This window comes from Agromyces sp. GL_144 (assembly GCF_057834305.1).
Genome location: NZ_CM174399.1, coordinates 2,561,018 through 2,582,592, shown reverse-complemented (window position 1 = coordinate 2,582,592; position 21,575 = coordinate 2,561,018). Strand labels below are relative to the sequence as shown.

General features: G+C 66.3%; 15 protein-coding genes and 3 rRNA genes. 16 read left to right on the top strand and 2 right to left on the bottom strand.

Annotation, left to right across the window (positions count from 1 at the left end):
• Nucleotides 1-606 carry a hypothetical protein gene (locus tag AC3IPY_RS11825; RefSeq protein WP_489184478.1) on the bottom strand — a complete coding sequence of 202 codons (606 nt, stop codon included), beginning with the start codon at nucleotides 604-606 and terminating at the stop codon, nucleotides 1-3.
• Nucleotides 607-673: 67 nt separating this feature from the next.
• Nucleotides 674-1,318, bottom strand: coding sequence for a DNA-binding protein (locus AC3IPY_RS11820; RefSeq protein ID WP_489184477.1), 645 nt, complete (start codon nucleotides 1,316-1,318; stop codon nucleotides 674-676).
• 123 nt (nucleotides 1,319-1,441) lie between these two features.
• Here AC3IPY_RS11820 and tyrS point away from each other — a divergent pair, with 123 nt between their 5' ends.
• From tyrS to scpB, 16 genes are all read left to right on the top strand, one after another.
• A complete protein-coding gene (tyrS, locus tag AC3IPY_RS11815) occupies nucleotides 1,442-2,743 on the top strand; it encodes a tyrosine--tRNA ligase (RefSeq protein ID WP_489184476.1) in 1,302 nt (433 codons plus the stop codon).
• 801 nt (nucleotides 2,744-3,544) lie between these two features.
• Nucleotides 3,545-5,071 (top strand): 16S ribosomal RNA (locus AC3IPY_RS11810).
• A gap of 476 nt (nucleotides 5,072-5,547) precedes the next feature.
• Nucleotides 5,548-8,652 (top strand): 23S ribosomal RNA (locus AC3IPY_RS11805).
• Between the two features lie 231 nt (nucleotides 8,653-8,883).
• A 5S ribosomal RNA gene (gene rrf, locus AC3IPY_RS11800) occupies nucleotides 8,884-9,000 on the top strand.
• Together the 16S, 23S and 5S rRNA genes form the textbook arrangement of a ribosomal RNA operon.
• A 30-nt stretch (nucleotides 9,001-9,030) precedes the next feature.
• Nucleotides 9,031-10,818: a tetratricopeptide repeat protein gene (locus AC3IPY_RS11795; RefSeq protein ID WP_489184475.1), complete on the top strand. Its 1,788-nt coding sequence runs from the start codon at nucleotides 9,031-9,033 to the stop codon at nucleotides 10,816-10,818.
• Nucleotides 10,819-10,821: 3 nt separating this feature from the next.
• Nucleotides 10,822-11,853 (top strand): HAD-IIA family hydrolase, encoded by a 1,032-nt coding sequence (locus AC3IPY_RS11790; RefSeq protein WP_489184474.1) that lies wholly within the window; start codon nucleotides 10,822-10,824, stop codon nucleotides 11,851-11,853.
• A 97-nt stretch (nucleotides 11,854-11,950) separates the two neighbouring features.
• Nucleotides 11,951-12,115, top strand: coding sequence for a hypothetical protein (locus AC3IPY_RS11785; RefSeq protein WP_489184473.1), 165 nt, complete (start codon nucleotides 11,951-11,953; stop codon nucleotides 12,113-12,115).
• 2 nt (nucleotides 12,116-12,117) lie between these two features.
• Nucleotides 12,118-12,927 carry a TlyA family RNA methyltransferase gene (locus tag AC3IPY_RS11780; protein WP_489184472.1) on the top strand — a complete coding sequence of 270 codons (810 nt, stop codon included), beginning with the start codon at nucleotides 12,118-12,120 and terminating at the stop codon, nucleotides 12,925-12,927.
• The gene (locus AC3IPY_RS11775) at nucleotides 12,924-13,838 is read left to right on the top strand and encodes an NAD kinase (protein WP_489184471.1); all 915 of its coding nucleotides are present in this window, start codon (nucleotides 12,924-12,926) and stop codon (nucleotides 13,836-13,838) included. The genes AC3IPY_RS11780 and AC3IPY_RS11775 overlap by 4 nt, the downstream gene beginning before the upstream one ends.
• Nucleotides 13,831-15,537 (top strand): DNA repair protein RecN, encoded by a 1,707-nt coding sequence (gene recN / locus AC3IPY_RS11770; protein WP_489184470.1) that lies wholly within the window; start codon nucleotides 13,831-13,833, stop codon nucleotides 15,535-15,537. Before AC3IPY_RS11775 ends, recN begins: the two co-directional genes overlap by 8 nt.
• Nucleotides 15,538-15,738: 201 nt before the next feature.
• Nucleotides 15,739-17,355 carry a CTP synthase gene (gene pyrG, locus AC3IPY_RS11765; protein WP_489184469.1) on the top strand — a complete coding sequence of 539 codons (1,617 nt, stop codon included), beginning with the start codon at nucleotides 15,739-15,741 and terminating at the stop codon, nucleotides 17,353-17,355.
• Complete coding sequence (locus AC3IPY_RS11760; protein WP_489184468.1) at nucleotides 17,348-18,052, top strand: NUDIX domain-containing protein; 705 nt, start codon at nucleotides 17,348-17,350, stop codon at nucleotides 18,050-18,052. Before pyrG ends, AC3IPY_RS11760 begins: the two co-directional genes overlap by 8 nt.
• Nucleotides 18,053-18,063: 11 nt before the next feature.
• Nucleotides 18,064-18,969 carry a site-specific tyrosine recombinase XerD gene (gene xerD / locus AC3IPY_RS11755; RefSeq protein WP_489184467.1) on the top strand — a complete coding sequence of 302 codons (906 nt, stop codon included), beginning with the start codon at nucleotides 18,064-18,066 and terminating at the stop codon, nucleotides 18,967-18,969.
• 58 nt (nucleotides 18,970-19,027) lie between these two features.
• The gene (locus AC3IPY_RS11750; RefSeq protein ID WP_489184466.1) at nucleotides 19,028-19,915 is read left to right on the top strand and encodes a ParA family protein; all 888 of its coding nucleotides are present in this window, start codon (nucleotides 19,028-19,030) and stop codon (nucleotides 19,913-19,915) included.
• Nucleotides 19,916-20,063: 148 nt separating this feature from the next.
• On the top strand, nucleotides 20,064-20,825 hold the full coding sequence (locus AC3IPY_RS11745) for a segregation and condensation protein A (RefSeq protein WP_489188313.1): 762 nt from the start codon (nucleotides 20,064-20,066) through the stop codon (nucleotides 20,823-20,825).
• Nucleotides 20,815-21,564: an SMC-Scp complex subunit ScpB gene (gene scpB / locus AC3IPY_RS11740; protein WP_489184465.1), complete on the top strand. Its 750-nt coding sequence runs from the start codon at nucleotides 20,815-20,817 to the stop codon at nucleotides 21,562-21,564. The genes AC3IPY_RS11745 and scpB overlap by 11 nt, the downstream gene beginning before the upstream one ends.
• Nucleotides 21,565-21,575: the final 11 nt, after the last annotated feature.

Sequence of the window (21,575 nt, the reverse complement as noted above, 5' to 3'; positions counted from 1 at the left end):
TCAGCGAACCGCGAGGTGCACGATCAGGCCGGCCGCGCAGGCCCAGATGAGGCTCGCCAGCGTGCCGATGATGAATCGCTCCCGCGCCTCGGCGGCCTCGAGCTCGGTGAATCGGCCGACGCCCTTGACGGCCACGATGATGGCGATCGCCTCGGGGAATCCGGCGACGATCGCGCCGGTCGTGGCGATGCGTTCGAGGATGCCGATGACCAACCCGCCGCGCAGCACCTCCTGCTTCGGCGCGGCGACGAGGCCCTGCCGTTCGGCGTCGGTGACGGGCTTCGACGTGATGAGGATGCCGCCGTGCAGGCCTGGCGAGACGCTCGCGCCCATCGCGAGCTGCAGCGCGGTGCCGGCGGCCGGACTGCCGCCGAAGACCGCCACCGTCAGCGCGAGGGCGGTCAGGAGCGGTGCGAACCCCCAGGCGACGGGCGCGGAGAGTGCGGAGGCGCACATGAGCGCGATCGCGACGGCGCCCGTGGCGATCCAGACGAACACGGCCCGCGGCCGCAGGTAGGCGATGACCGACATCGCCGCCGCACCCGCGAGCGAGATGAGCAGCGCGGTCGACGCGATCGTGTCGGCGACGGCGGTGAGATCGAACACGGGGCTCCTTCGCGAGGCCGGCAGGGCGGACCCGATCAGCGTAGCGAGCACGACCGACGTGCGGGGGTCAGGCCGGTTCGGCGCGTCCGCTGCCGGAGTCGAGATCTGCCAGCAGGCGCTCGAGCGCGGGCAGGGCGTCGGCCTCCGCCCGCCACATCGCGGCCTTCAGCCTGGCGCTGACCGCGGCGGCGCTCACGCCGAGCATGGCGGCGATGTCCTTCTGCAGGTGACCCGCCCGGGCGAGGTCCGCGACCTCCCATCCGGGATCGGTGCGCCGCTCGCGCACGAGCACGAGCAGGCGGATGAGCGCCTCGACCCCGCTCGCGTCGAGGCCGCCATGCGGCGAGGCATCCGTGCGACCCGCGGATGCCTCGCGCAACGCGAATCGTCCGTCGGCGCGCTTGGCGGCCTCGACCGCCTCGCGGGCGGCGATGAACGCCGTTCCGCTCGCCTTGCGCGCGGCATCCGGAAGCGGGGTGCGGACCTCGCCGACGCCGAGCCCGACGCTCCAGTGGCCGTCGCGCGTGGCGTCGAGCACGATCTCGAGTGCGGCCGGCGCCGACTCGGTGATGAGCTGCACCTCGTCGCCCGCCGTCTGGTCGGCGGGCAGCGCCAGCGCGCCGCGGTGCCGTGATGCGAGGGCGCCGATGAGCGTGGCGGCGCGGTCGGGCTGGTGCCGGCTCGCGACCTGGTCTGCCGTGATGACGTACATCGCACCTCCGCTGATGAAGTCCCTGAGCTTGATCTCTAGAAATCAATGCTACAGGATGAATCGGTGACGATCAATGCTTCATCATTGAACGCAGGGCGTCGGAGCGCTGATACCCTTGCTCCCGTGTCAGACCCCGTGATCCTCGCATCCCAGCACAACGACGACTCGTTCGCAGACGTCTGGGAGGAGCTCCGCTGGCGCGGCCTCGTGCACGTCTCCACCGACGAGTCCGCGTTGAAAGACCTCCTCGCCGGCGATCCGATCACGTACTACTGCGGGTTCGACCCGACCGCGCCGAGCCTGCACCTGGGCAACCTCGTGCAGCTCCTCGTCATGCGCCGGCTGCAGCTGGCGGGGCATCATCCGCTCGGCCTCGTCGGCGGGTCGACCGGTCTCATCGGCGATCCGCGGCCCACGGCCGAGCGCACGCTCAACACGAAGGAGACCGTGGTCGAGTGGGTCGGCCGGCTCCAGGGGCAGGTGAGCCGGTTCCTCTCGGTCGAGGGCGAGAACGCCATGCGCCTCGTCAACAACCTCGACTGGACGGGCGATCTCAGCGCCATCGACTTCCTTCGCGAGATCGGCAAGCACTACCGCGTCGGCACGATGCTGAAGAAGGACGCGGTCGCCTCGCGCCTCAACTCCGACGCCGGCATCAGCTACACCGAGTTCAGCTACCAGATCCTGCAGGGCTTCGACTACCTCGAGCTCTTCCGCCAGTACGGCTGCGTGCTGCAGACCGGCGGCAGCGACCAGTGGGGCAACCTCACGAGCGGCACCGACCTGATCCACCGGGTCGAGGGCCGCAGCGTGCACGCCATCGGAACGCCGCTCATCACGAACTCCGACGGCACGAAGTTCGGCAAGAGCGAGGGCAACGCCATCTGGCTCGATGCCGAGATGTGCAGCCCCTACCGCTTCTACCAGTTCTGGCTCAACACCGACGATGCCGACGTGATCCCGCGGCTCAAGGTGTTCACGTTCCTCTCGCGCGAGCGCATCGAGCAGCTCGAGGCGCTCGTCGAGAGCGAGCCGTTCCGCCGAGAGGCGCAGCGCACGCTCGCGAACGAGGTCACCACCCTGGTGCACGGGCCGGATGCCACGGCCGCCGTCATCGCGGCCTCCGAGGCGCTCTTCGGGCAGGGCGACATGTCGGCGCTCGACGAGGCGATGCTCGAGTCGGCGCTGCGCGAACTGCCGAACACCACGACATCACCCGATGCGCCGGTCGCCCAGCTGCTCGTCGACACCGGGCTCGTCAAGTCCGTGAGCGAGGGCCGCCGTGCCATCGCCCAGGGCGGCGTCTCACTCGACAACGTCAAGATCGAAGACGAGACCGCGACCATCGAGGGCCGTGTGCCCCGAGGCGGCATGGCCGTGCTCCGTCGCGGCAAGAAGACCCTCGCCGGCGTCTTCGTCGAGTAGCCGGCGACTTCCGTCTGAAACGGCCCCGCTCACCTGCGTCCGCAGGGGAGCGGGGCCGTTTCGCGTCACCTTTTCGCGTCTGAAAGCCGTGATCGGCGCCTCTGGAGCTCGCCGGCCCTCACGAGTGAATCGGCTTCGGGGACGCCCTCGTACAACGCCGCGGAGCGGATCTGTATCGACCGATTCGCGGCCCGAAGGGCTGATGGCCAAATCCCCGGTTCGCCGCAGACAGGGCGCTTTTCAACCGTGGTCTGGGTTTTGTGGTGGTGGGGTTGGTGCGACACGCCCGGGATGTGGGTTGGATTTGTGTGGGTGGGGTGGGGGCTTGTAGATTCATACATGTCGCCGCGGCGGTCAGGGAGAAGCGGAAAGCTTCGGTCTGGTTGCTGGGTGAAGATTCTAGCCAAATAACCTCGTAGGCGCGTTTGCGACTCGGTGATTTCAAGTCTAGGATTGAACTTCTCACCTTCCTTGTTTGTCTGGCCTTTTGGGTTGGGTTTTCGGGGTGCTGTTCTTGCAGGGCCGGTTGGTTTTGTTTGGGTGGTTGTGGTGGTATGGTTGACAGGTTGCCCTGAAGGTCGGGCCCGCGGTTGGCGGGTTGTCTGTGTCGGGTGCGTCCGTTTCTTGAGAACTCAACAGCGTGCACTATGTTCAATGCCAATTTATTGAACCCCAGCCTGTCCCTTTTTTGGGGTGGGTATGGATTCCTTTGATTGATGGACAATTTGATTTTTAGAAGTCAGTTGTTTCTCTGTCAGTGAACAAACTCCTCGATGCCCTTTGGGGTGTTGGGAACCATTTTTTTTGGAGAGTTTGATCCTGGCTCAGGACGAACGCTGGCGGCGTGCTTAACACATGCAAGTCGAACGATGAACTTGGAGCTTGCTCTGGGGGATTAGTGGCGAACGGGTGAGTAACACGTGAGTAACCTGCCCTGGACTCTGGGATAAGCGTTGGAAACGACGTCTAATACCGGATAGGACCTCGAACCGCATGGTTTGGGGTGGAAAGTTTTTCGGTCTGGGATGGACTCGCGGCCTATCAGCTTGTTGGTGAGGTAATGGCTCACCAAGGCGTCGACGGGTAGCCGGCCTGAGAGGGTGACCGGCCACACTGGGACTGAGACACGGCCCAGACTCCTACGGGAGGCAGCAGTGGGGAATATTGCACAATGGGCGCAAGCCTGATGCAGCAACGCCGCGTGCGGGATGACGGCCTTCGGGTTGTAAACCGCTTTTAGTAGGGAAGAAGGGCTTCGGCTTGACGGTACCTGCAGAAAAAGGACCGGCTAACTACGTGCCAGCAGCCGCGGTAATACGTAGGGTCCGAGCGTTGTCCGGAATTATTGGGCGTAAAGAGCTCGTAGGCGGTTTGTCGCGTCTGCTGTGAAATCTGGAGGCTCAACCTCCAGCCTGCAGTGGGTACGGGCAGACTAGAGTGCGGTAGGGGAGAATGGAATTCCTGGTGTAGCGGTGGAATGCGCAGATATCAGGAGGAACACCGATGGCGAAGGCAGTTCTCTGGGCCGTAACTGACGCTGAGGAGCGAAAGCGTGGGGAGCGAACAGGATTAGATACCCTGGTAGTCCACGCCGTAAACGTTGGGCGCTAGATGTGGGGACCTTTCCACGGTTTCCGTGTCGTAGCTAACGCATTAAGCGCCCCGCCTGGGGAGTACGGCCGCAAGGCTAAAACTCAAAGGAATTGACGGGGGCCCGCACAAGCGGCGGAGCATGCGGATTAATTCGATGCAACGCGAAGAACCTTACCAAGGCTTGACATGACCGAGAACGCCGCAGAAATGTGGAACTCTTTGGACACTCGGTTACAGGTGGTGCATGGTTGTCGTCAGCTCGTGTCGTGAGATGTTGGGTTAAGTCCCGCAACGAGCGCAACCCTCGTCGCATGTTGCCAGCACGTAATGGTGGGAACTCATGTGAGACTGCCGGGGTCAACTCGGAGGAAGGTGGGGATGACGTCAAATCATCATGCCCCTTATGTCTTGGGCTTCACGCATGCTACAATGGCCGGTACAAAGGGCTGCGATGTCGTAAGGCGGAGCGAATCCCAAAAAGCCGGTCTCAGTTCGGATTGAGGTCTGCAACTCGACCTCATGAAGTCGGAGTCGCTAGTAATCGCAGATCAGCAACGCTGCGGTGAATACGTTCCCGGGCCTTGTACACACCGCCCGTCAAGTCATGAAAGTCGGTAACACCCGAAGCCGGTGGCCTAACCCTTGTGGAGGGAGCCGTCGAAGGTGGGATCGGTGATTAGGACTAAGTCGTAACAAGGTAGCCGTACCGGAAGGTGCGGCTGGATCACCTCCTTTCTAAGGAGCAACTCAGAGGCTTTCGGGTTTCTGCAGTGCAGACCAGATCAGGTCCTTTGTGGCTTGCTGGTTGCTCATGGGTGGAACATTGACATAGGTGCTCGTTTGAATGGTTTCGGATCTAGTACGCCTCGCTTTTGTGGGGTTGGAATGGTTTGGTGCCGGCCGGGCGGGTGCATGCACGCTGTTGGGTCCTGAGGGACCGGACGAATCCTGGTGCTTCTTCGGAAGTGTTGGGGGTGATGGTTTCTTCAGACCTTCGCCGAGATCAGCTGTGTGCTGGTGGGTGTGGGGGTTCTGGCCGTCTGTTGAGAACTACATAGTGGACGCGAGCATCTTAGAAGCAGGACTTCGGTTCTGTTTCACAAAAGGTGAAGCGTTGGAGAGCATGCCTTCGGGTGTGTTGTTCGGCGTATTCACTGGTCAATTTCTCCGGCACTTCGGTGTCGGATACGAATTCGATCGAACTCATGTGATTTCAAGTTTCTAAGAGCAAACGGTGGATGCCTTGGCATCTGGAGCCGAAGAAGGACGTCGTAATCTGCGATAAGCCTCGGGGAGCTGATAAACGAGCTGTGATCCGAGGATTTCCGAATGGGGAAACCCCGCCAGGCCCTTTGGGTGACCTGGTGACTCCCGCCTGAATATATAGGGCGGGTAGAGGGAACGTGGGGAAGTGAAACATCTCAGTACCCACAGGAAGAGAAAACAACCGTGATTCCGTAAGTAGTGGCGAGCGAACGCGGAAGAGGCTAAACCGGTCATGTGTGATACCCGGCAGGGGTTGCATGGTCGGGGTTGTGGGACCTTTCGGGCTGATCTGCCGATCAGTCACGGTGACGCGTCAGGTATAGACGAACCGCATTGAAAGGCGGACCGGAGTGGGTGTGAGTCCCGTAGTCGAAATGCCTGGCCGGCCGGAGAGGTATCCCAAGTAGCGCGGGGCCCGAGAAATCCCGCGTGAATCTGTCAGGACCACCTGATAAGCCTAAATACTCCCAGATGACCGATAGCGGACAAGTACCGTGAGGGAAAGGTGAAAAGTACCCCGGGAGGGGAGTGAAATAGTACCTGAAACCGTTTGCTTACAAACCGTTGGAGCACCCTTGTTGGTGTGACAGCGTGCCTTTTGAAGAATGAGCCTGCGAGTTAGTGATATGTGGCGAGGTTAACCCGTGTGGGGCAGCCGTAGCGAAAGCGAGTCTGAATAGGGCGATTCAGTCGCATGTCCTAGACCCGAAGCGAAGTGATCTATCCATGGCCAGGTTGAAGCGACGGTAAGACGTCGTGGAGGACCGAACCCACTTCAGTTGAAAATGGAGGGGATGAGCTGTGGATAGGGGTGAAAGGCCAATCAAACTTCGTGATAGCTGGTTCTCTCCGAAATGCATTTAGGTGCAGCGTTGCGTGTTTCTTGCCGGAGGTAGAGCTACTGGATGGCCGATGGGCCTCAACAGGTTACTGACGTCAGCCAAACTCCGAATGCCGGTAAGTGAGAGCGCAGCAGTGAGACGGTGGGGGATAAGCTTCATCGTCGAGAGGGAAACAACCCAGACCACCAACTAAGGTCCCTAAGCGCGTGCTAAGTGGGAAAGGATGTGGAGTTGCACAGACAACCAGGAGGTTGGCTTAGAAGCAGCCACCCTTGAAAGAGTGCGTAATAGCTCACTGGTCAAGTGATTCCGCGCCGACAATGTAACGGGGCTCAAGCACGCCACCGAAGTTGTGGCATTGACATTGATGGTAGGCCTTCGTGGTCCAGCCGTGTTGATGGGTAGGAGAGCGTCGTGTGGGCAGTGAAGCGGCGGTGTAAACCAGCCGTGGAGGCCACACGAGTGAGAATGCAGGCATGAGTAGCGAAAGACGGGTGAGAAACCCGTCCTCCGGAAGACCAAGGGTTCCAGGGTCAAGCTAATCTGCCCTGGGTAAGTCGGGACCTAAGGCGAGGCCGACAGGCGTAGTCGATGGACAACGGGTTGATATTCCCGTACCGGCGAAGAACCGCCCACATGAAATCAGGAGTGCTAAGCATCCCAAGACGCGTGGATCCCTTCGGGGACGATCGTGAGGCGGCATGCGACCCCATCTGGTGGAGTGAGCGTATTAACAGGTGTGACGCAGGAAGGTAGCCCAACCCGGGCGATGGTTGACCCGGGGCAAGTGCGTAGGCCGAGCGATAGGCAAATCCGTCGCTCATGATGGCTGAGACACGATGCGGATAAAAAGTGGGTGATCCTATGCTGCCGAGAAAAGCATCGACGCGAGGTTCTAGCCGCCCGTACCCCAAACCGACTCAGGTGGTCAGGTAGAGAATACTCAGGAGATCGAGAGAATCGTGGTTAAGGAACTCGGCAAAATGCCCCCGTAACTTCGGGAGAAGGGGGGCCTAAGGCGTGAACCAACTTGCTTGGGGAAGCGCTGCAGGGCCGCAGAGACCAGTGGGAAGCGACTGTTTACTAAAAACACAGGTCCGTGCTAAGTCGCAAGACGATGTATACGGACTGACGCCTGCCCGGTGCTGGAAGGTTAAGAGGACCGGTTAGCCGCAAGGCGAAGCTGAGAATTTAAGCCCCAGTAAACGGCGGTGGTAACTATAACCATCCTAAGGTAGCGAAATTCCTTGTCGGGTAAGTTCCGACCTGCACGAATGGCGTAACGACTTCCCAGCTGTCTCAACCGCGAACTCGGCGAAATTGCAGTACGAGTAAAGATGCTCGTTACGCGCAGAAGGACGGAAAGACCCCGTGACCTTTACTACAGCTTGGTATTGGTGTTCGGTGTGGCTTGTGTAGGATAGGTGGGAGACTGTGAAGCTGGCACGCTAGTGTCGGTGGAGTCATTGTTGAAATACCACTCTGGTCACTCTGGATATCTAACTTCGAACCGTGATCCGGTTCAGGGACAGTGCCTGGTGGGTAGTTTAACTGGGGCGGTTGCCTCCCAAAAAGTAACGGAGGCGCCCAAAGGTTCCCTCAACCTGGTTGGCAATCAGGTGGCGAGTGTAAGTGCACAAGGGAGCTTGACTGTGAGACTGACAGGTCGAGCAGGGACGAAAGTCGGGACTAGTGATCCGGCAGTGGCTTGTGGAAGCGCTGTCGCTCAACGGATAAAAGGTACCTCGGGGATAACAGGCTGATCTTGCCCAAGAGTCCATATCGACGGCATGGTTTGGCACCTCGATGTCGGCTCGTCGCATCCTGGGGCTGGAGTAGGTCCCAAGGGTTGGGCTGTTCGCCCATTAAAGCGGTACGCGAGCTGGGTTTAGAACGTCGTGAGACAGTTCGGTCCCTATCCTCTGCGCGCGCAGGAAATTTGAGAGGATCTGACCCTAGTACGAGAGGACCGGGTTGGACGAACCTCTGGTGTGCCAGTTGTTCCGCCAGGAGCACCGCTGGTTAGCTACGTTCGGGATGGATAACCGCTGAAAGCATCTAAGCGGGAAGCCGGCCTCGAGATGAGATTTCCATCCCCATTGGGGGAGAGGCTCCCAGCCAGACGACTGGGTTGATAGGCCGGATGTGGAAGACAGGACTAACGACTGTCGGAGCTGACCGGTACTAATAAGCCGATAACTTGAAAACTCACTACACACACACGAAAGTGCATTCACGTAAAAGGCGTGTGTGTGGCCTGATGACTCGCGTCCACTCTGTGGTTCCCAACAGACGGAAACACATGTTCTAAATTCAATACAGAACAACACCCGAACACACGCCGGCACCGATACAGGTCACCCGGCAGGTGCGCGGGGGTTCACGAAACTACACACCCACCACCCCACAACACGGGTTGGTGCAGGATGTGGCAAGAGTTTCGGCGGCCATAGCGTCAGGGAAACGCCCGGACACATTCCGAACCCGGAAGCTAAGACTGACAGCGCCGATGGTACTGCAGGGGGGACCCTGTGGGAGAGTAGGACACCGCCGGACAACCATTACCAGGAAGGCCACCCCAACGGGGTGGCCTTCCTGCATTTAACAGGCTTCCTCCGGACGACCGCAGTACGGTGGTTCGGAACCAACTTCACAGACGACGGGAACATCGTGAGCGACACGAACGACGACACGAACAGGGGCGAGCAGCGCAACCGCGCACCCCGAGGCGAGGGGCGACCGCAGAGCAGCGGACGTGGAGCGAACGATGGCAAGGGTTCCCGATCGAGCGGCGACCGGGACAACAAGCGTCCGTATGAGAAGCGTGACGGTGCCCCGCGGTCGTACGGCGACCGGGACAGCAAGCGTCCGTATGAGAAGCGCGATGGCGACAAGCGTCCGTATGAGAAGCGCGACGGTGCCCCGCGGTCCTACGGCGACCGGGACAACAAGCGTCCGTATGAGAAGAGTGACGGTGCGCCGCGGCCCTACGGCGACCGGGACAACAAGCGTCCGTATGAGAAGCGCGACGGTGCTCCGCGGTCGTATGGCGACCGCGACAACAAGCGCCCCTACGAGAAGCGTGACGGTGGTTCCTCGCGTCCGTATGAGAAGCGCGATGGCGGTGCTCCGCGGTCGTATGGCGACCGCGACAACAAGCGCCCCTACGAGAAGCGCGATGGCGGTTCTTCCCGTCCGTATGAGAAGCGCGATGGCGGTGCTCCGCGGTCGTACGGTGATCGGGACAACAAGCGTCCGTATGAGAAGCGTGACGGTGGTTCCTCGCGTCCGTATGAGAAGCGTGACGGTGCTCCGCGTTCCTACGACAACAAGCGGCCGTCCGGCGATCGCCGTGACTCGAATGAGCCTCGCGACTTCCGTCGCGATTCGCCCGGCGCGGCCAGCCTGCCGGTGCGTGCGCATCATGACGACCCGTTCATCCCCGAGACGATCGAGGCGCGCGACCTCGACAAGGGCGCCCGAGCCGAGCTCAAGACGCTCAGCAAGGAGAATGCCGACTGGGTCGCGCGGCACCTCGTCGCGGCATCCATGTACCTCGATGACGACCCCGAGCTGGCGCACCAGCACGCCCAGTCGGCCGGACGGCGCGCCGGCCGCGTCGCGGTCGTGCGTGAGACGCTCGCGATCACGGCGTACGCGACCGGTGATTTCGCGCTCGCGCTGCGCGAGTTGCGCACCTACCGCCGCATCTCGGGCAGCAACGACCAGCTTCCGCTGATGGTCGACAGCGAACGGGGCGTCGGACGCCCCGACCGGGCGCTCGAGGTGGGCCGTGCCGTCGACCGCGGCGAGCTGCCGGCCGCCGTGCAGGTCGGCCTGGCCATCGCGATGTCGGGTGCACGTCTCGACCTCGACCAGGCGGAGCTCGCACTGGCCGAGCTCGAGATCCCGCAGCTCGATCCCGATCGGGCCTTCAGCTACAGCCCGGCCCTCTTCTCCGCGTACGCGGAGGTGCTCGAGGAGCTCGGACGCACCGACGAAGCCGCCGCTTGGCGCGCTCGTTCGGCTCGTGCAGACGCCGCGCTCGGCGGCCCGGAACTCGACCTCGTCGAGATCTACGAGGTCGAGCTCGAACCGGAGCTCGAAGGCGGGTCGGCCATCGACTCCTCCGAAGACGTGACCGAGACCGAGACCGAGACCGTCGACGACGTTCCGAGCGAGACCGAAGCGGACGGCGAACCCGAGAACGAGGCATCCGCTTCGGATCAGGGCGACGTCGAGGACGAGGCATCCGCCTCGGACACCGTCGAGGACGCCGACGCCGACGCCGACGAACTCGGTGACCCGGGCGACGTGCTCGAGGACGACGTGCGCGCCGTGCTCGCCGAGGGCGACGACGAGGATCAGGCGTAGCGGGTGGGACTCTTCCGCTCGAAGCCCATCGGATCGGCGCCGCTCGACGGCGCCGATGCCGTGCTCGCCGACCTCGACGGCGTCGTCTACGCCGGCGCCGGCGCGATTCCGCATGCCATCGAGAGCCTCTCTCTGGCGAAGCAGCGCATGGCCGTCGGGTACATCACGAACAACGCGTCGCGAAGCGATGCATCCGTGGCCCGTCACCTCTCGGAACTCGGCCTCGACGTCGCGCCGGCCGATGTCGTCACTTCGCCGCAGGCCGCGATGCGCCTGCTCGACGAGCAGGTCTCGCCCGGCGCGCTCGTCCTGGTCGTCGGCGGCGAGGGCATCGTCGTCGAACTCGAGAAACGCGGCTATCGCGTGACGCGGTCGGCTGATGACGCGCCCGACGCGGTCGTGCAGGGCTTCACACCCGAGGTCGGGTGGAAGGATCTCGCCGAGGCCTCGTTCGCCCTGAACGCCGCGGGCGGTCCCGGGTCGGACGCGCCCGGCATCCCGTGGATCGCGACGAACACCGACTGGACGATCCCGGTCGCGCGCGGCATCGCCCCGGGCAACGGCACGCTCGTCTCGGCGGTGCACACGGCCGTCGGACGGCTGCCCCTCGTGGCCGGCAAGCCCGAGACGCCGATCTTCGACGAGGCCAGGCGCCGCTTCGGCGCGGAGCGGCCGCTCGTGGTGGGCGACCGCCTCGACACCGACATCCTCGGGGCGAACCGCGCCGGCATGACCAGCGTGCTCGTGCTCACCGGCATCGATCGGGCCAAGCAGGTGCTGGCCGCGGATGCCGCGAGCCGGCCGGACTTCATCCTCGGCGACCTGCGCGGGCTGCATGAGCCCTACCCCGAGACCGAGGAGGCGCGCGGCGTGCTTCGGGTCGGTCGTGCGCGTGTGCGAGTCGACGGGCGACGCGTGGTCATCGAAGCCGAGGGGGACGACGAGCTCGACCTGCTCCGTGCGGCCTGCGCGGCGATCTGGCGCTCGGGTCAGGCGATCCACGTGCTCGACGTTCCGGCGTCGCTGTACTCCTGACGTGCTGGGGTGCGCCTCGGGTCGTGTTCGCGCTCGGCGTTCGCGCATCGGCCGTGCCATCCGCTTCGGCGTCGGGGGCCTCGGGTAGCGTGGTGGCGTGAGCATTGACGACGCGCCGTTCGAGGCATCCGACGAGGCACGCGCGGCCATCGCCGCGATCGAGGCGCTTCCGCTCGAGGAGCGCGCACCCGCGTACCTCGCCCTCGCCGAACGGCTGCGGGCCGAGCTCGAGCACTCCGATCCCGCACGGCAGTCCGACTGACGATGCCCGATCAGCGTCTGGACGCCGTGCTCGCGGAGCGCGGGCTCGCCCGCTCTCGAACGCACGCCGCGACCCTCATCGCCGCGGGCCTCGTGAGCGTCGACGGGCGGCCGGCGGTCAAGCCGTCGCTCAAGGTCGACGAGAGCCGTGAGCTCACGGTCGCGGCATCCGACCACTACGTCTCGAGGGCGGCGCACAAGCTGATCGCCGCGCTCGACGGGTTCGGCGTCGACCCTTCCGGCCGGGTGGCGCTCGACGCGGGCGCCTCGACGGGCGGGTTCAGCCAGGTGCTGCTCGAACGCGGTGCGCGCACCGTGCTCGCGGTCGACGTCGGGCACGGGCAGCTCGCCGCCGAGCTCTTCGGCGCGCCCGGTCTCGTGCTCGTCGAGGGGTGCAACGTCCGGTCACTCGACCGTGCGACGTTGGCCTCGCTCACCGGCACCGCCGAACCGCCGTCGCTCGTGACGGCCGACCTCTCGTTCATCTCGCTCACCACGGTGCTGCCCGCGCTGGTCGCCACGGCCGAAGACGGCGCCGACTTCGTGCTGCTCGTGAAGCCGCAGTTCGAGGTCGGTCGCTCCGGAGTCCGCGAGGGCATCGTGCACTCGGCCCCGCTCCGTTCGGAGGCGGTCGCGAACGTGCTCTGGGCGGCTCACGACCTCGGCGTCGGCACCTGCGGCGTCATGTCCTCCCCAATCGCCGGAACGCGCGGAAATCACGAGTACCTCGTGCATCTCGCCGCCGGGCGGGGAACGAATCCGACAGAATGGATGCGTCGGGTCGAGCAGATGACGGGAGGCGTCGCCGAGTGAACGAAGCACGGCACTTCCTGGTGGTCTCGCACACCGGTCGACCCACGGCACTCGAAGCGACCGGCGAGGTCTGCGCCCAGCTCATCGCGGCCGGCGCCGTTCCCGTCATCGCCGACGAACAGTGGAACGACGTGCACGAGTTCGTGCCCGAGCTGAACGGCGCGGTGCGAAGGCTCGAGGAGACCGATCCCGAGCTCATCGAACTGGTCATCGTGCTCGGCGGCGACGGCACGATCCTCCGAGCCGCAGAGCTCGTGCGCGACCATCCCGTCGCACTGCTCGGCGTGAACCTCGGCCACGTCGGATTCCTCGCCGAGAGCGAGCGCGACGACCTCGGCTACACCGTGCAGCGGGCGCTGGCGCGCGACTACGTCGTCGAAGAGCGCATGACGCTGTCGGTGCGCGCGAAGCTCGGCGAGCAGATCGTGTACGAGAGCTGGGCGCTGAACGAGGTCACGGTCGAGAAGGCCGAGCGCGAGCGCATGATCGAGGTCGTCATCGAGGTCGATCGCCGGCCGCTCTCGTCGTTCGGGTGCGACGGGGTCGTCATGTCGACTCCGACGGGCTCGACCGCGTACGCGTTCTCCGCCGGCGGTCCCGTCGTGTGGCCCGGACTCGAGGCGCTGCTGCTCGTGCCGCTCAGCGCGCACGCCCTGTTCGCCAGGCCGCTCGTGGTCGCCGCCGACTCGTCGCTCGCCGTCGAGGTCCTGCAGCGCACCGAGACCTCGGCGGTCATCTGGTGCGACGGGCGGCGCACGTTCGATCTTCCGGCCGGTGCGCGCGTCGTCGTGCGCCGCTCGCCGGTGCCGGTGCGCCTCGCGAGGCTGCACGAGGCGCCGTTCACCGATCGGCTCGTGAACAAGTTCCAGTTGCCCGTCAGCGGGTGGCGAGGGCCGGTGGGTCGTGATTGACGAACTCGGAATCCGCGACCTCGGCGTGATCGCCGAGGCGACGCTGCCGCTCGGGCCGGGCTTCACCGCCGTGACCGGCGAGACCGGCGCGGGCAAGACCATGGTCGTCACGGCGCTCGGGCTCCTGCTCGGCGCCAGGGCCGATGCCGGCGCCGTGCGGTCCGGCGCGAAGCAGGCGTGGGTCGAGGGGCGCTGGTTCGTGCCCGACGACGGCGTCGTCGCCGAACGCGTCGCCGAGACCGGCGGCGAGATCGAGTCGGGCGAACTGCTGCTCGGTCGCTCGGTGTCCTCCGAAGGGCGCAGCCGGGCCGTCGTCGGCGGCCGCAGCGCGCCCATCGGCGTGCTCACCGAACTCGGCGACGAACTCGTCGTCGTGCACGGGCAGGCCGACCAGCAGCGGCTCCGGTCCGCCGTGGCCCAGCGCGAGGCACTCGACCGCTTCGCCGGCGCCGGCCTTCAGACCGTGCTCGCCGAGTACCGCGCCGCCTACGCGAAGTGGCACGCCGACGCGGCCGAGCTCGACGGGCTCACGACCGCGCACGACGCACGACTGCGCGAGGCGGCCGAACTGCGCGAGGCGCTCGACGAGGTCGAGGCCGTCGACCCGCAGCCGGGCGAAGACGTCGAGCTCGGCGAACGTTCCGACCGGCTGTCGAACCTCGAAGAGCTCCGGCTCGCCGCGGCGCAGGCGCACGCGCTCATCTCGGCCGACGAGGTCGTCGACGACGCACCCGACGCGGTCGCCCTCGTCGACGGGGCCAAACGGCAGCTCGAGCGCGTGCTCGAACACGACTCCGGGCTCGCCCCGATCGCCGAGGTGCTGCAGAACGCGGGCTTCCTGCTGGCTGACGCGGCGGCCGAACTCGCCGGCTACATCGCCGGGCTCGACGCCGACGGCGCGCGCGAACTCGAGATCGTGCAGGAGCGCCGCGCGCAGTTGACCTCGCTCATCCGCCGACACGGAACCACGCTCGACGAGGTGCTCGAGTTCCGCCGCACCGGCGGGCTGCGGCTCGTCGAGCTCGACGGCGACGACGAGCGCATCGAGCAGCTCGCGGCCTCGGTCGAGGCCAGTGCGGCCGACGTCGACCGGCTGGCGAGTGCCGTGACCGACCTGCGCACCGAGGCGGCGGGTCGTCTCGCGGCCGCCGTGACCGTCGAGCTCGCCGCCCTGGCGATGCCGGATGCGCGACTGTCCGTCGTGGTCGACCCCGACCACGAGCCGGCCGTGCACGGGCGCGATCAGGTCTCGATCCTGCTGCAGCCGCATCCGGGCGCCGAGCCGCGGTCGGTCTCGAAGGGGGCGTCGGGCGGCGAGCTCTCGCGCGTCATGCTCGCGATCGAGGTCGTCATCGCCGGCACCGATCCCGTGCCCACGTTCGTCTTCGACGAGGTCGATGCGGGCGTCGGCGGCGCCGCAGCCATCGAGATCGGTCGACGACTGGCACGACTGGCCGAACGCTCGCAGGTCATCGTCGTGACCCACCTCGCCCAGGTCGCGGCCTTCGCGACGAACCACCTGAGCGTCATCAAGGGCACCGACGGCAGGGTGACCGAGTCGAGCGTGCGTCGACTCGAGGGCGCCGAACGCGAGGCCGAGATGGCGCGCCTGCTCTCAGGACTCGCCGAGTCCGAGAGCGGCATCGCCCACGCGAGAGAACTGCTCGAACTCGCGTCCGAACGGGCGAGAACCGGCTGATCAGCGAGTGGAACACCGCACGGCGCATTCGCCGTGCGCACGATGAAGGGGGAGCGTGTGCAGCAGGTCGAGCCCAGTCACAGCAAACGTGGCTTAGACTATAAGCCCGTGGTGGAAGAACGCGGAACAGCGCAGTCAGGCGCACAGAACTCAGACGACACGACCAAGCACATCTTCGTGACCGGTGGTGTCGTTTCTTCGTTGGGCAAGGGGCTCACAGCAGCCAGTCTCGGCAACCTTCTCACCTCGCGCGGTCTCCGTGTCGTGATGCAGAAGCTCGACCCCTACCTGAACGTGGATCCCGGAACGATGAACCCGTTCCAGCACGGCGAGGTCTTCGTGACCGACGACGGCGCAGAGACCGACCTCGACATCGGCCACTACGAGCGATTCCTCGACATCGACCTCAGCCAGGCCGCGAACGTCACGACCGGCCAGATCTACTCGACGGTCATCGCAAAGGAACGGCGCGGCGAGTACCTCGGCGACACGGTGCAGGTCATCCCGCACATCACCGACGAGATCAAGCGTCGCATGCGCCTGCAGGCGACCGAGTCGCCCAAGCCCGACGTGATCATCACCGAGATCGGCGGCACGGTCGGCGACATCGAGTCGCAGCCGTTCATCGAGTCGGCGCGCCAGGTGCGGCACGAGCTCGGACGCAAGAACGTCTTCTTCGTGCACGTCTCCCTCGTGCCGTACATGGGTGCCTCGGGCGAGCAGAAGACGAAGCCCACGCAGCACTCGGTCGCGGCCCTGCGCTCGATCGGCATCCAGCCCGACGCGCTCGTGCTGCGCAGCGACCGGCCGGTCACCGAGTCCAACAAGCGCAAGATCGCCCTCATGTGCGACGTCGACGAGGCCGCGGTCGTGAACGCCGTCGACGTGCCTTCGATCTACGACATCCCGACGATGCTGCACGACCAGGGGCTCGACGCCTACATCATCGATTCCCTGGGTCTCGACCGCAAGGCCGACGACGTCGACTGGTCGGGCTGGAGCAGCCTGCTCGAGGTCGTGCACGATCCCAAGCACGAGGTCACGATCGGACTGGTCGGCAAGTACATCGACCTGCCCGACGCGTACCTCTCGGTCACCGAGGCGCTGCGTGCCGGCGGGTTCGCCAACGACGCCAAGGTCAAGATCGAGTGGATCCCGTCCGACGAGTGCCAGACGCCCGAGGGCGCGCACAAGCACCTCTCGGGGCTCGACGGCATCTGCGTGCCCGGCGGCTTCGGCGTGCGCGGCATCGAGGGCAAGCTCGGGGCGCTGCGCTACGCGCGCGAGAACGGCATCCCGACGCTCGGCCTCTGCCTCGGCCTGCAGTGCATGGTCATCGAGTACTCGCGCAACGTGGTCGGACTCGAGGGGGCGTCATCGAGCGAGTTCGACCCCGACACCGAGTTCCCGGTCATCGCGACCATGGAGGAGCAGGTCGAGATCATCGCCGGCGGCGACCTCGGCGGCACCATGCGCCTCGGGCTCTATCCGGCGGCCCTCGCCGAGGGCTCGATCGCGGCAGAGGTGTACGGCTCGACGCTCGTCTCCGAGCGCCACCGCCACCGCTACGAGGTGAACAACGCCTACCGCGACCGCATCGCGGAGGCCGGGCTCGTCTTCTCGGGCACGTCGCCCGACCGCCACCTCGTCGAGTTCGTCGAGTTGCCGCGCGAGGTGCACCCGTACTACGTCGCGACGCAGGCGCACCCCGAGCTGCGCAGCCGCCCGAACCACGCGCACCCCCTGTTCCGCGGACTCGTCGCCGCGTCGCTCGACCGGCAGCGGTCGAGCCTGCTCTTCGACGACGCGAATGCCTGAGTCGATCGCAGACGAACCGATCGAGGTCGAGCCGCTCGCCGACGAACGGGTCTCCGTGCCCGTCTCGGCGAGCGAGCTCGAGTTCGAGGGTCGGGTCTGGGACATCCGTCGTGACACGTTCGACCTCGGCAGCGGCCCCATCGTGCGCGACTACATGGACCACCCCGGCGCCGTCGCCGTGCTCGCGCTCGACGACGACGACCGTGCGTTCCTGATCCGCCAGTACCGGCATCCGGTGCGCACGCGCGGGTGGGAGATCCCGGCGGGCCTGCTCGACATCGCGGGTGAAGACCCGCTCGAGGCGGCCAAGCGCGAGCTCGCCGAGGAGGGCGACCTCGCGGCATCCGAGTGGTCGGTGCTCTCCGACTTCTTCACCTCGCCGGGCGGCAGCGACGAGGCGCTGCGCATCTACCTCGCCCGTGGCCTCACCGCCACCGACGAGGTGTTCGCCCGTGAAGACGAAGAGGCGCATATCGAGATGCGCTGGGTTCCACTCGACGACTGCGTCGACGCCGTGCTCGCGCGGCGGGTGCAGAACCCGTCGCTGGTCATCGCGATCCTCGCCGCGCAGGTGTCCCGCTCGCGCGGCTGGCAGAGCCTCGGCGAAGCGCATGCCGCGTGGCCGGGGCGTTCGACCCCGCGCATCGCGCGCGGGCACGCCGCGACATCCGACCGGGTGCCGACGGCGCGAGACTGAGCGGGGTCGCCGTGCCGGGGCCGAGCGACGTCGAGACCTACCTCAGGCACCTCGCGGTCGAGCGGGGGCTCGCGCGCAACACGGTCGCGTCGTACCGGCGCGATCTCGAGATCTACGCGGCCTGGCTCGCTGCCGAGGGCCTCGACGGGCCGGCGGCCGTCGGCGAGCAGGACCTCTCGCGCTTCATCCGCTTCCTCGGGACCGAACGCGTGCCTCCGCTGGCGGCCTCGTCGATCGCGCGCGTCATCTCGACCGTGCGGGGCCTGCACCGCTTCCTCGCCGACGAGGGGGTCATCGAGGCGGATGTCTCGCGTGAACTGCGCCCGCCGAAGCTGCCGATGCGGCTGCCGAAGGCGATCTCCGTCGAAGACGTCGAGGCGCTCCTCGCCGCGGCCGGGGGCGAAGAGGTCGTCGAGCTGCGCGACACCGCCCTGCTCGAGGTGCTCTACGCGACGGGCGCCCGTGTGTCGGAGGCGATCGGCCTGAACGTCGACGACCTCGTCGACGGCGACGTGGTGCGGTTGTTCGGCAAGGGCGGCAAGCAGCGCATCGTGCCGCTCGGCTCCTATGCGCGAGCCGCGCTCGACGCGTACCTCGTGCGCGGCCGGCCGATGCTCTCGGTGCGGGGCGCGGCGACGCCGGCGCTGTTCCTCGGGGTGCGTGGCCGGCGGATGTCGCGCCAGGCCGCGTGGGAGGTCATCCGCGACGCCGCCGAACGGGCCGGGCTCAGCGGGCACGTCTCACCGCACACCCTGCGGCACTCGTTCGCGACGCACCTGCTCGAGGGCGGAGCCGACGTGCGCGTCGTGCAGGAACTGCTCGGCCACGCCTCGGTCGCGACCACGCAGATCTACACACTCGTCACGGCTGACACACTCCGGGAGATGTACACGTCGGCCCACCCGCGCGCTCGCTAGAATCGACCAAGCAACTCGCACGACGAGCGGCCGGCAGGCGGCAGGAGAGAGACCACACGTGACCAACCAGACGCGCGACGCTGCGGACGGAATCGCTTCGCCTGCGCAGGAGCTCGGTCCGACCGGTCGCCCGCACCGCGAATTCCCCGAGCCGAAGCCGCTGCGTTCGCACGGGCCCGCCCGAATCATCGCCCTGTGCAACCAGAAGGGCGGCGTCGGCAAGACGACGACGACCATCAACCTCGGGGCCACCCTCGCCGAGTACGGCCGACGCGTGCTCGCCGTCGACTTCGACCCGCAGGGCGCGCTCTCGGCTGGGCTCGGCGTGCAGACGCACGACGTGCCCACGATCTACGACCTGCTGCTCTCGCGCACGATCGAGCCGAAAGACGCGATCCAGCACACGAGCGTCGACGGCCTCGACGTGATCCCGGGCAACATCGACCTCTCGGCCGCCGAGATCAACCTGGTCAACGAGGTCGCGCGCGAGCAGATCCTCGCCGGCGTGCTGCGCAAGGTCTCCGCCGACTACGACGTGATCCTCATCGACTGCCAGCCCTCGCTGGGCCTGCTCACGGTCAACGCGCTCACCGCGGCGCACGGTGTCGTCATCCCGCTCGAATGCGAGTACTTCGCCCTGCGCGGCGTCGCGCTGCTCATCGAGACCATCGACAAGGTGCGCGACCGGTTGAACCCGGCGATCACGCTCGACGGCATCCTCGCGACCATGTACGACTCGCGCACGCTGCACTCGCGCGAGGTGCTCGAGCGCGTGGTCGACGCCTTCGGCGACGACGTGCTCGAGACGGTCATCACGCGCACGGTGAAGTTCCCCGACGCGACGGTCGCGGCGACGCCCATCACCGAGTTCGCACCAGAGCACCAGGCGTCCAAGTCGTACCGTCAGCTCGCGAGGGAGCTGGTCTTCCGTGGCGCGGTCGCCTGAGGCCGTTCCGGTCTCGGGGGGGCACGCGCCCGGCGGCGGGGCCGGACGAATCGACGAGCCCGCGGTCGGGGCGACGGGCTCGGCCGACGCATCCGAGGGCGACCGGCACGAGGCATCCGACGTTCAAGGTGCCGGGTTCCGCGTCGCGCTGACGAACTTCGAGGGCCCGTTCGACCTGCTGCTCTCGCTCATCGCGAAGCACGAGCTCGACATCACCGAGGTGTCGCTCTCGGCCGTGACCGACGAGTTCATCTCCTACCTGCGCGGCGTCGACTCGGCTGAGGAGCTCGACCGCGCGTCGGAGTTCCTCGTGGTGGCGGCGACGTTGCTCGACCTCAAGGTCGCGGGGCTCCTGCCGCAGGGCGAGCTCGTCGACGCTGAAGACGTGGCCCTCCTCGAGGCCCGCGACCTGCTCTTCGCGCGCCTGCTGCAGTACCGGGCGTTCAAGGAGGCGGCCCGCTGGTTCCAGGGCCGGCTCGACGCCGAGGGCTCGCGGCACGCGCGCACGGTGCGGCTCGAGGAGAAGTTCCGCCAGCGCGCCCCCGAGTTGCGCTGGACCCTGAGCGCCGAGGACTTCGCCGCCCTCGCCACGCTCGCGCTCACGCCGCGCGAGATCCCGGTCGTCGGGCTCACGCACCTGCACGCGCCGCTCGTCTCGATCCGCGAGCAGGCCGCGCACGTCGTCTCGGTGCTGCGCCGCGGTGAACCGGTCAGCTTCCGCGAACTCATCGCCGGGGTCACCCGGCCCGGCGTCGTGGTCGCCCGATTCCTCGCCGTGCTCGAGCTCTACCGACACGCCGCGATCGGCTTCGACCAGATCGAGCCGCTCGGCGAACTGACCCTGCACTGGGCCGCCGAGACGTGGTCCGACGCCAACCTCGAGACCCTGGGGGCCGACTATGACGAGTGAGATCGACGAGACGGATGTCGCGACGAACGCGGTCGACGAGCGGGGTGCTGGTCTCGATACGGGCGCTGAGCGCCCTACTCGACCGGCTGACGACGGCCCCGAGCTCTCGATCGTCACCCCGCTCGACGTGCCGGGCCAACCGCACCTCGACCTCGACCGCGCGCTCGAGGCGATCCTGTTCATCGCCGACGAGCCGCAGAGCGTCGTGCACCTCGCCGCGGCCGTGCAGCGTCCGGTCGCCGAGATCCGTGCCGCGATCGCACGCCTGCGGGCCGACTACGACGGCACGGGGGGCTCGGGGGAGCCGCGCACCGATGTCGCCGAGGACGAGCATGCGGCACGAGGCATCCGCCGCGCCTTCGAACTGCGCGAGGTCGGCGGCGGCTGGCGGTTCTACGTGCGAACCGAGTACGACCAGCTCGTCTCGGATTTCGTGATCGCGCAGACGTCGACGAGACTTTCGCAGGCGGCACTGGAGACGCTCTCGGTGATCGCCTACAAGCAACCGATCTCCCGATCGCAGATCGCGTCGATCCGTGCGGTGAACGTCGACTCGGTCGTGCGCACGCTGCTCGGCCGCGGACTCGTCACCGAGGTCGACACCGACGCCGAGACGGGCGCGATCCTCTACGGCACCACCGAGCTGCTGCTCACCAACCTCGGCATCAACTCGCTCGACGAGCTGCCCCACATCTCCCCGTTGCTCGACGACGGCCAGGAAGGATTCGACCGTGACTGACACGAACGGCA

Bases quoted from the DNA above. Each gene is read 5' to 3' on its own strand.
- AC3IPY_RS11820 (WP_489184477.1), bottom strand. From the start codon at position 1,318: ATGTACGTCATCACGGCAGACCAGGTCGCGAGCCGGCACCAGCCCGAC.
- AC3IPY_RS11780 (WP_489184472.1), top strand. From the start codon at position 12,118: ATGCCCGATCAGCGTCTGGACGCCGTGCTCGCGGAGCGCGGGCTCGCC.
- AC3IPY_RS11760 (WP_489184468.1), top strand. From the start codon at position 17,348: ATGCCTGAGTCGATCGCAGACGAACCGATCGAGGTCGAGCCGCTCGCC.
- scpB (WP_489184465.1), top strand. From the start codon at position 20,815: ATGACGAGTGAGATCGACGAGACGGATGTCGCGACGAACGCGGTCGAC.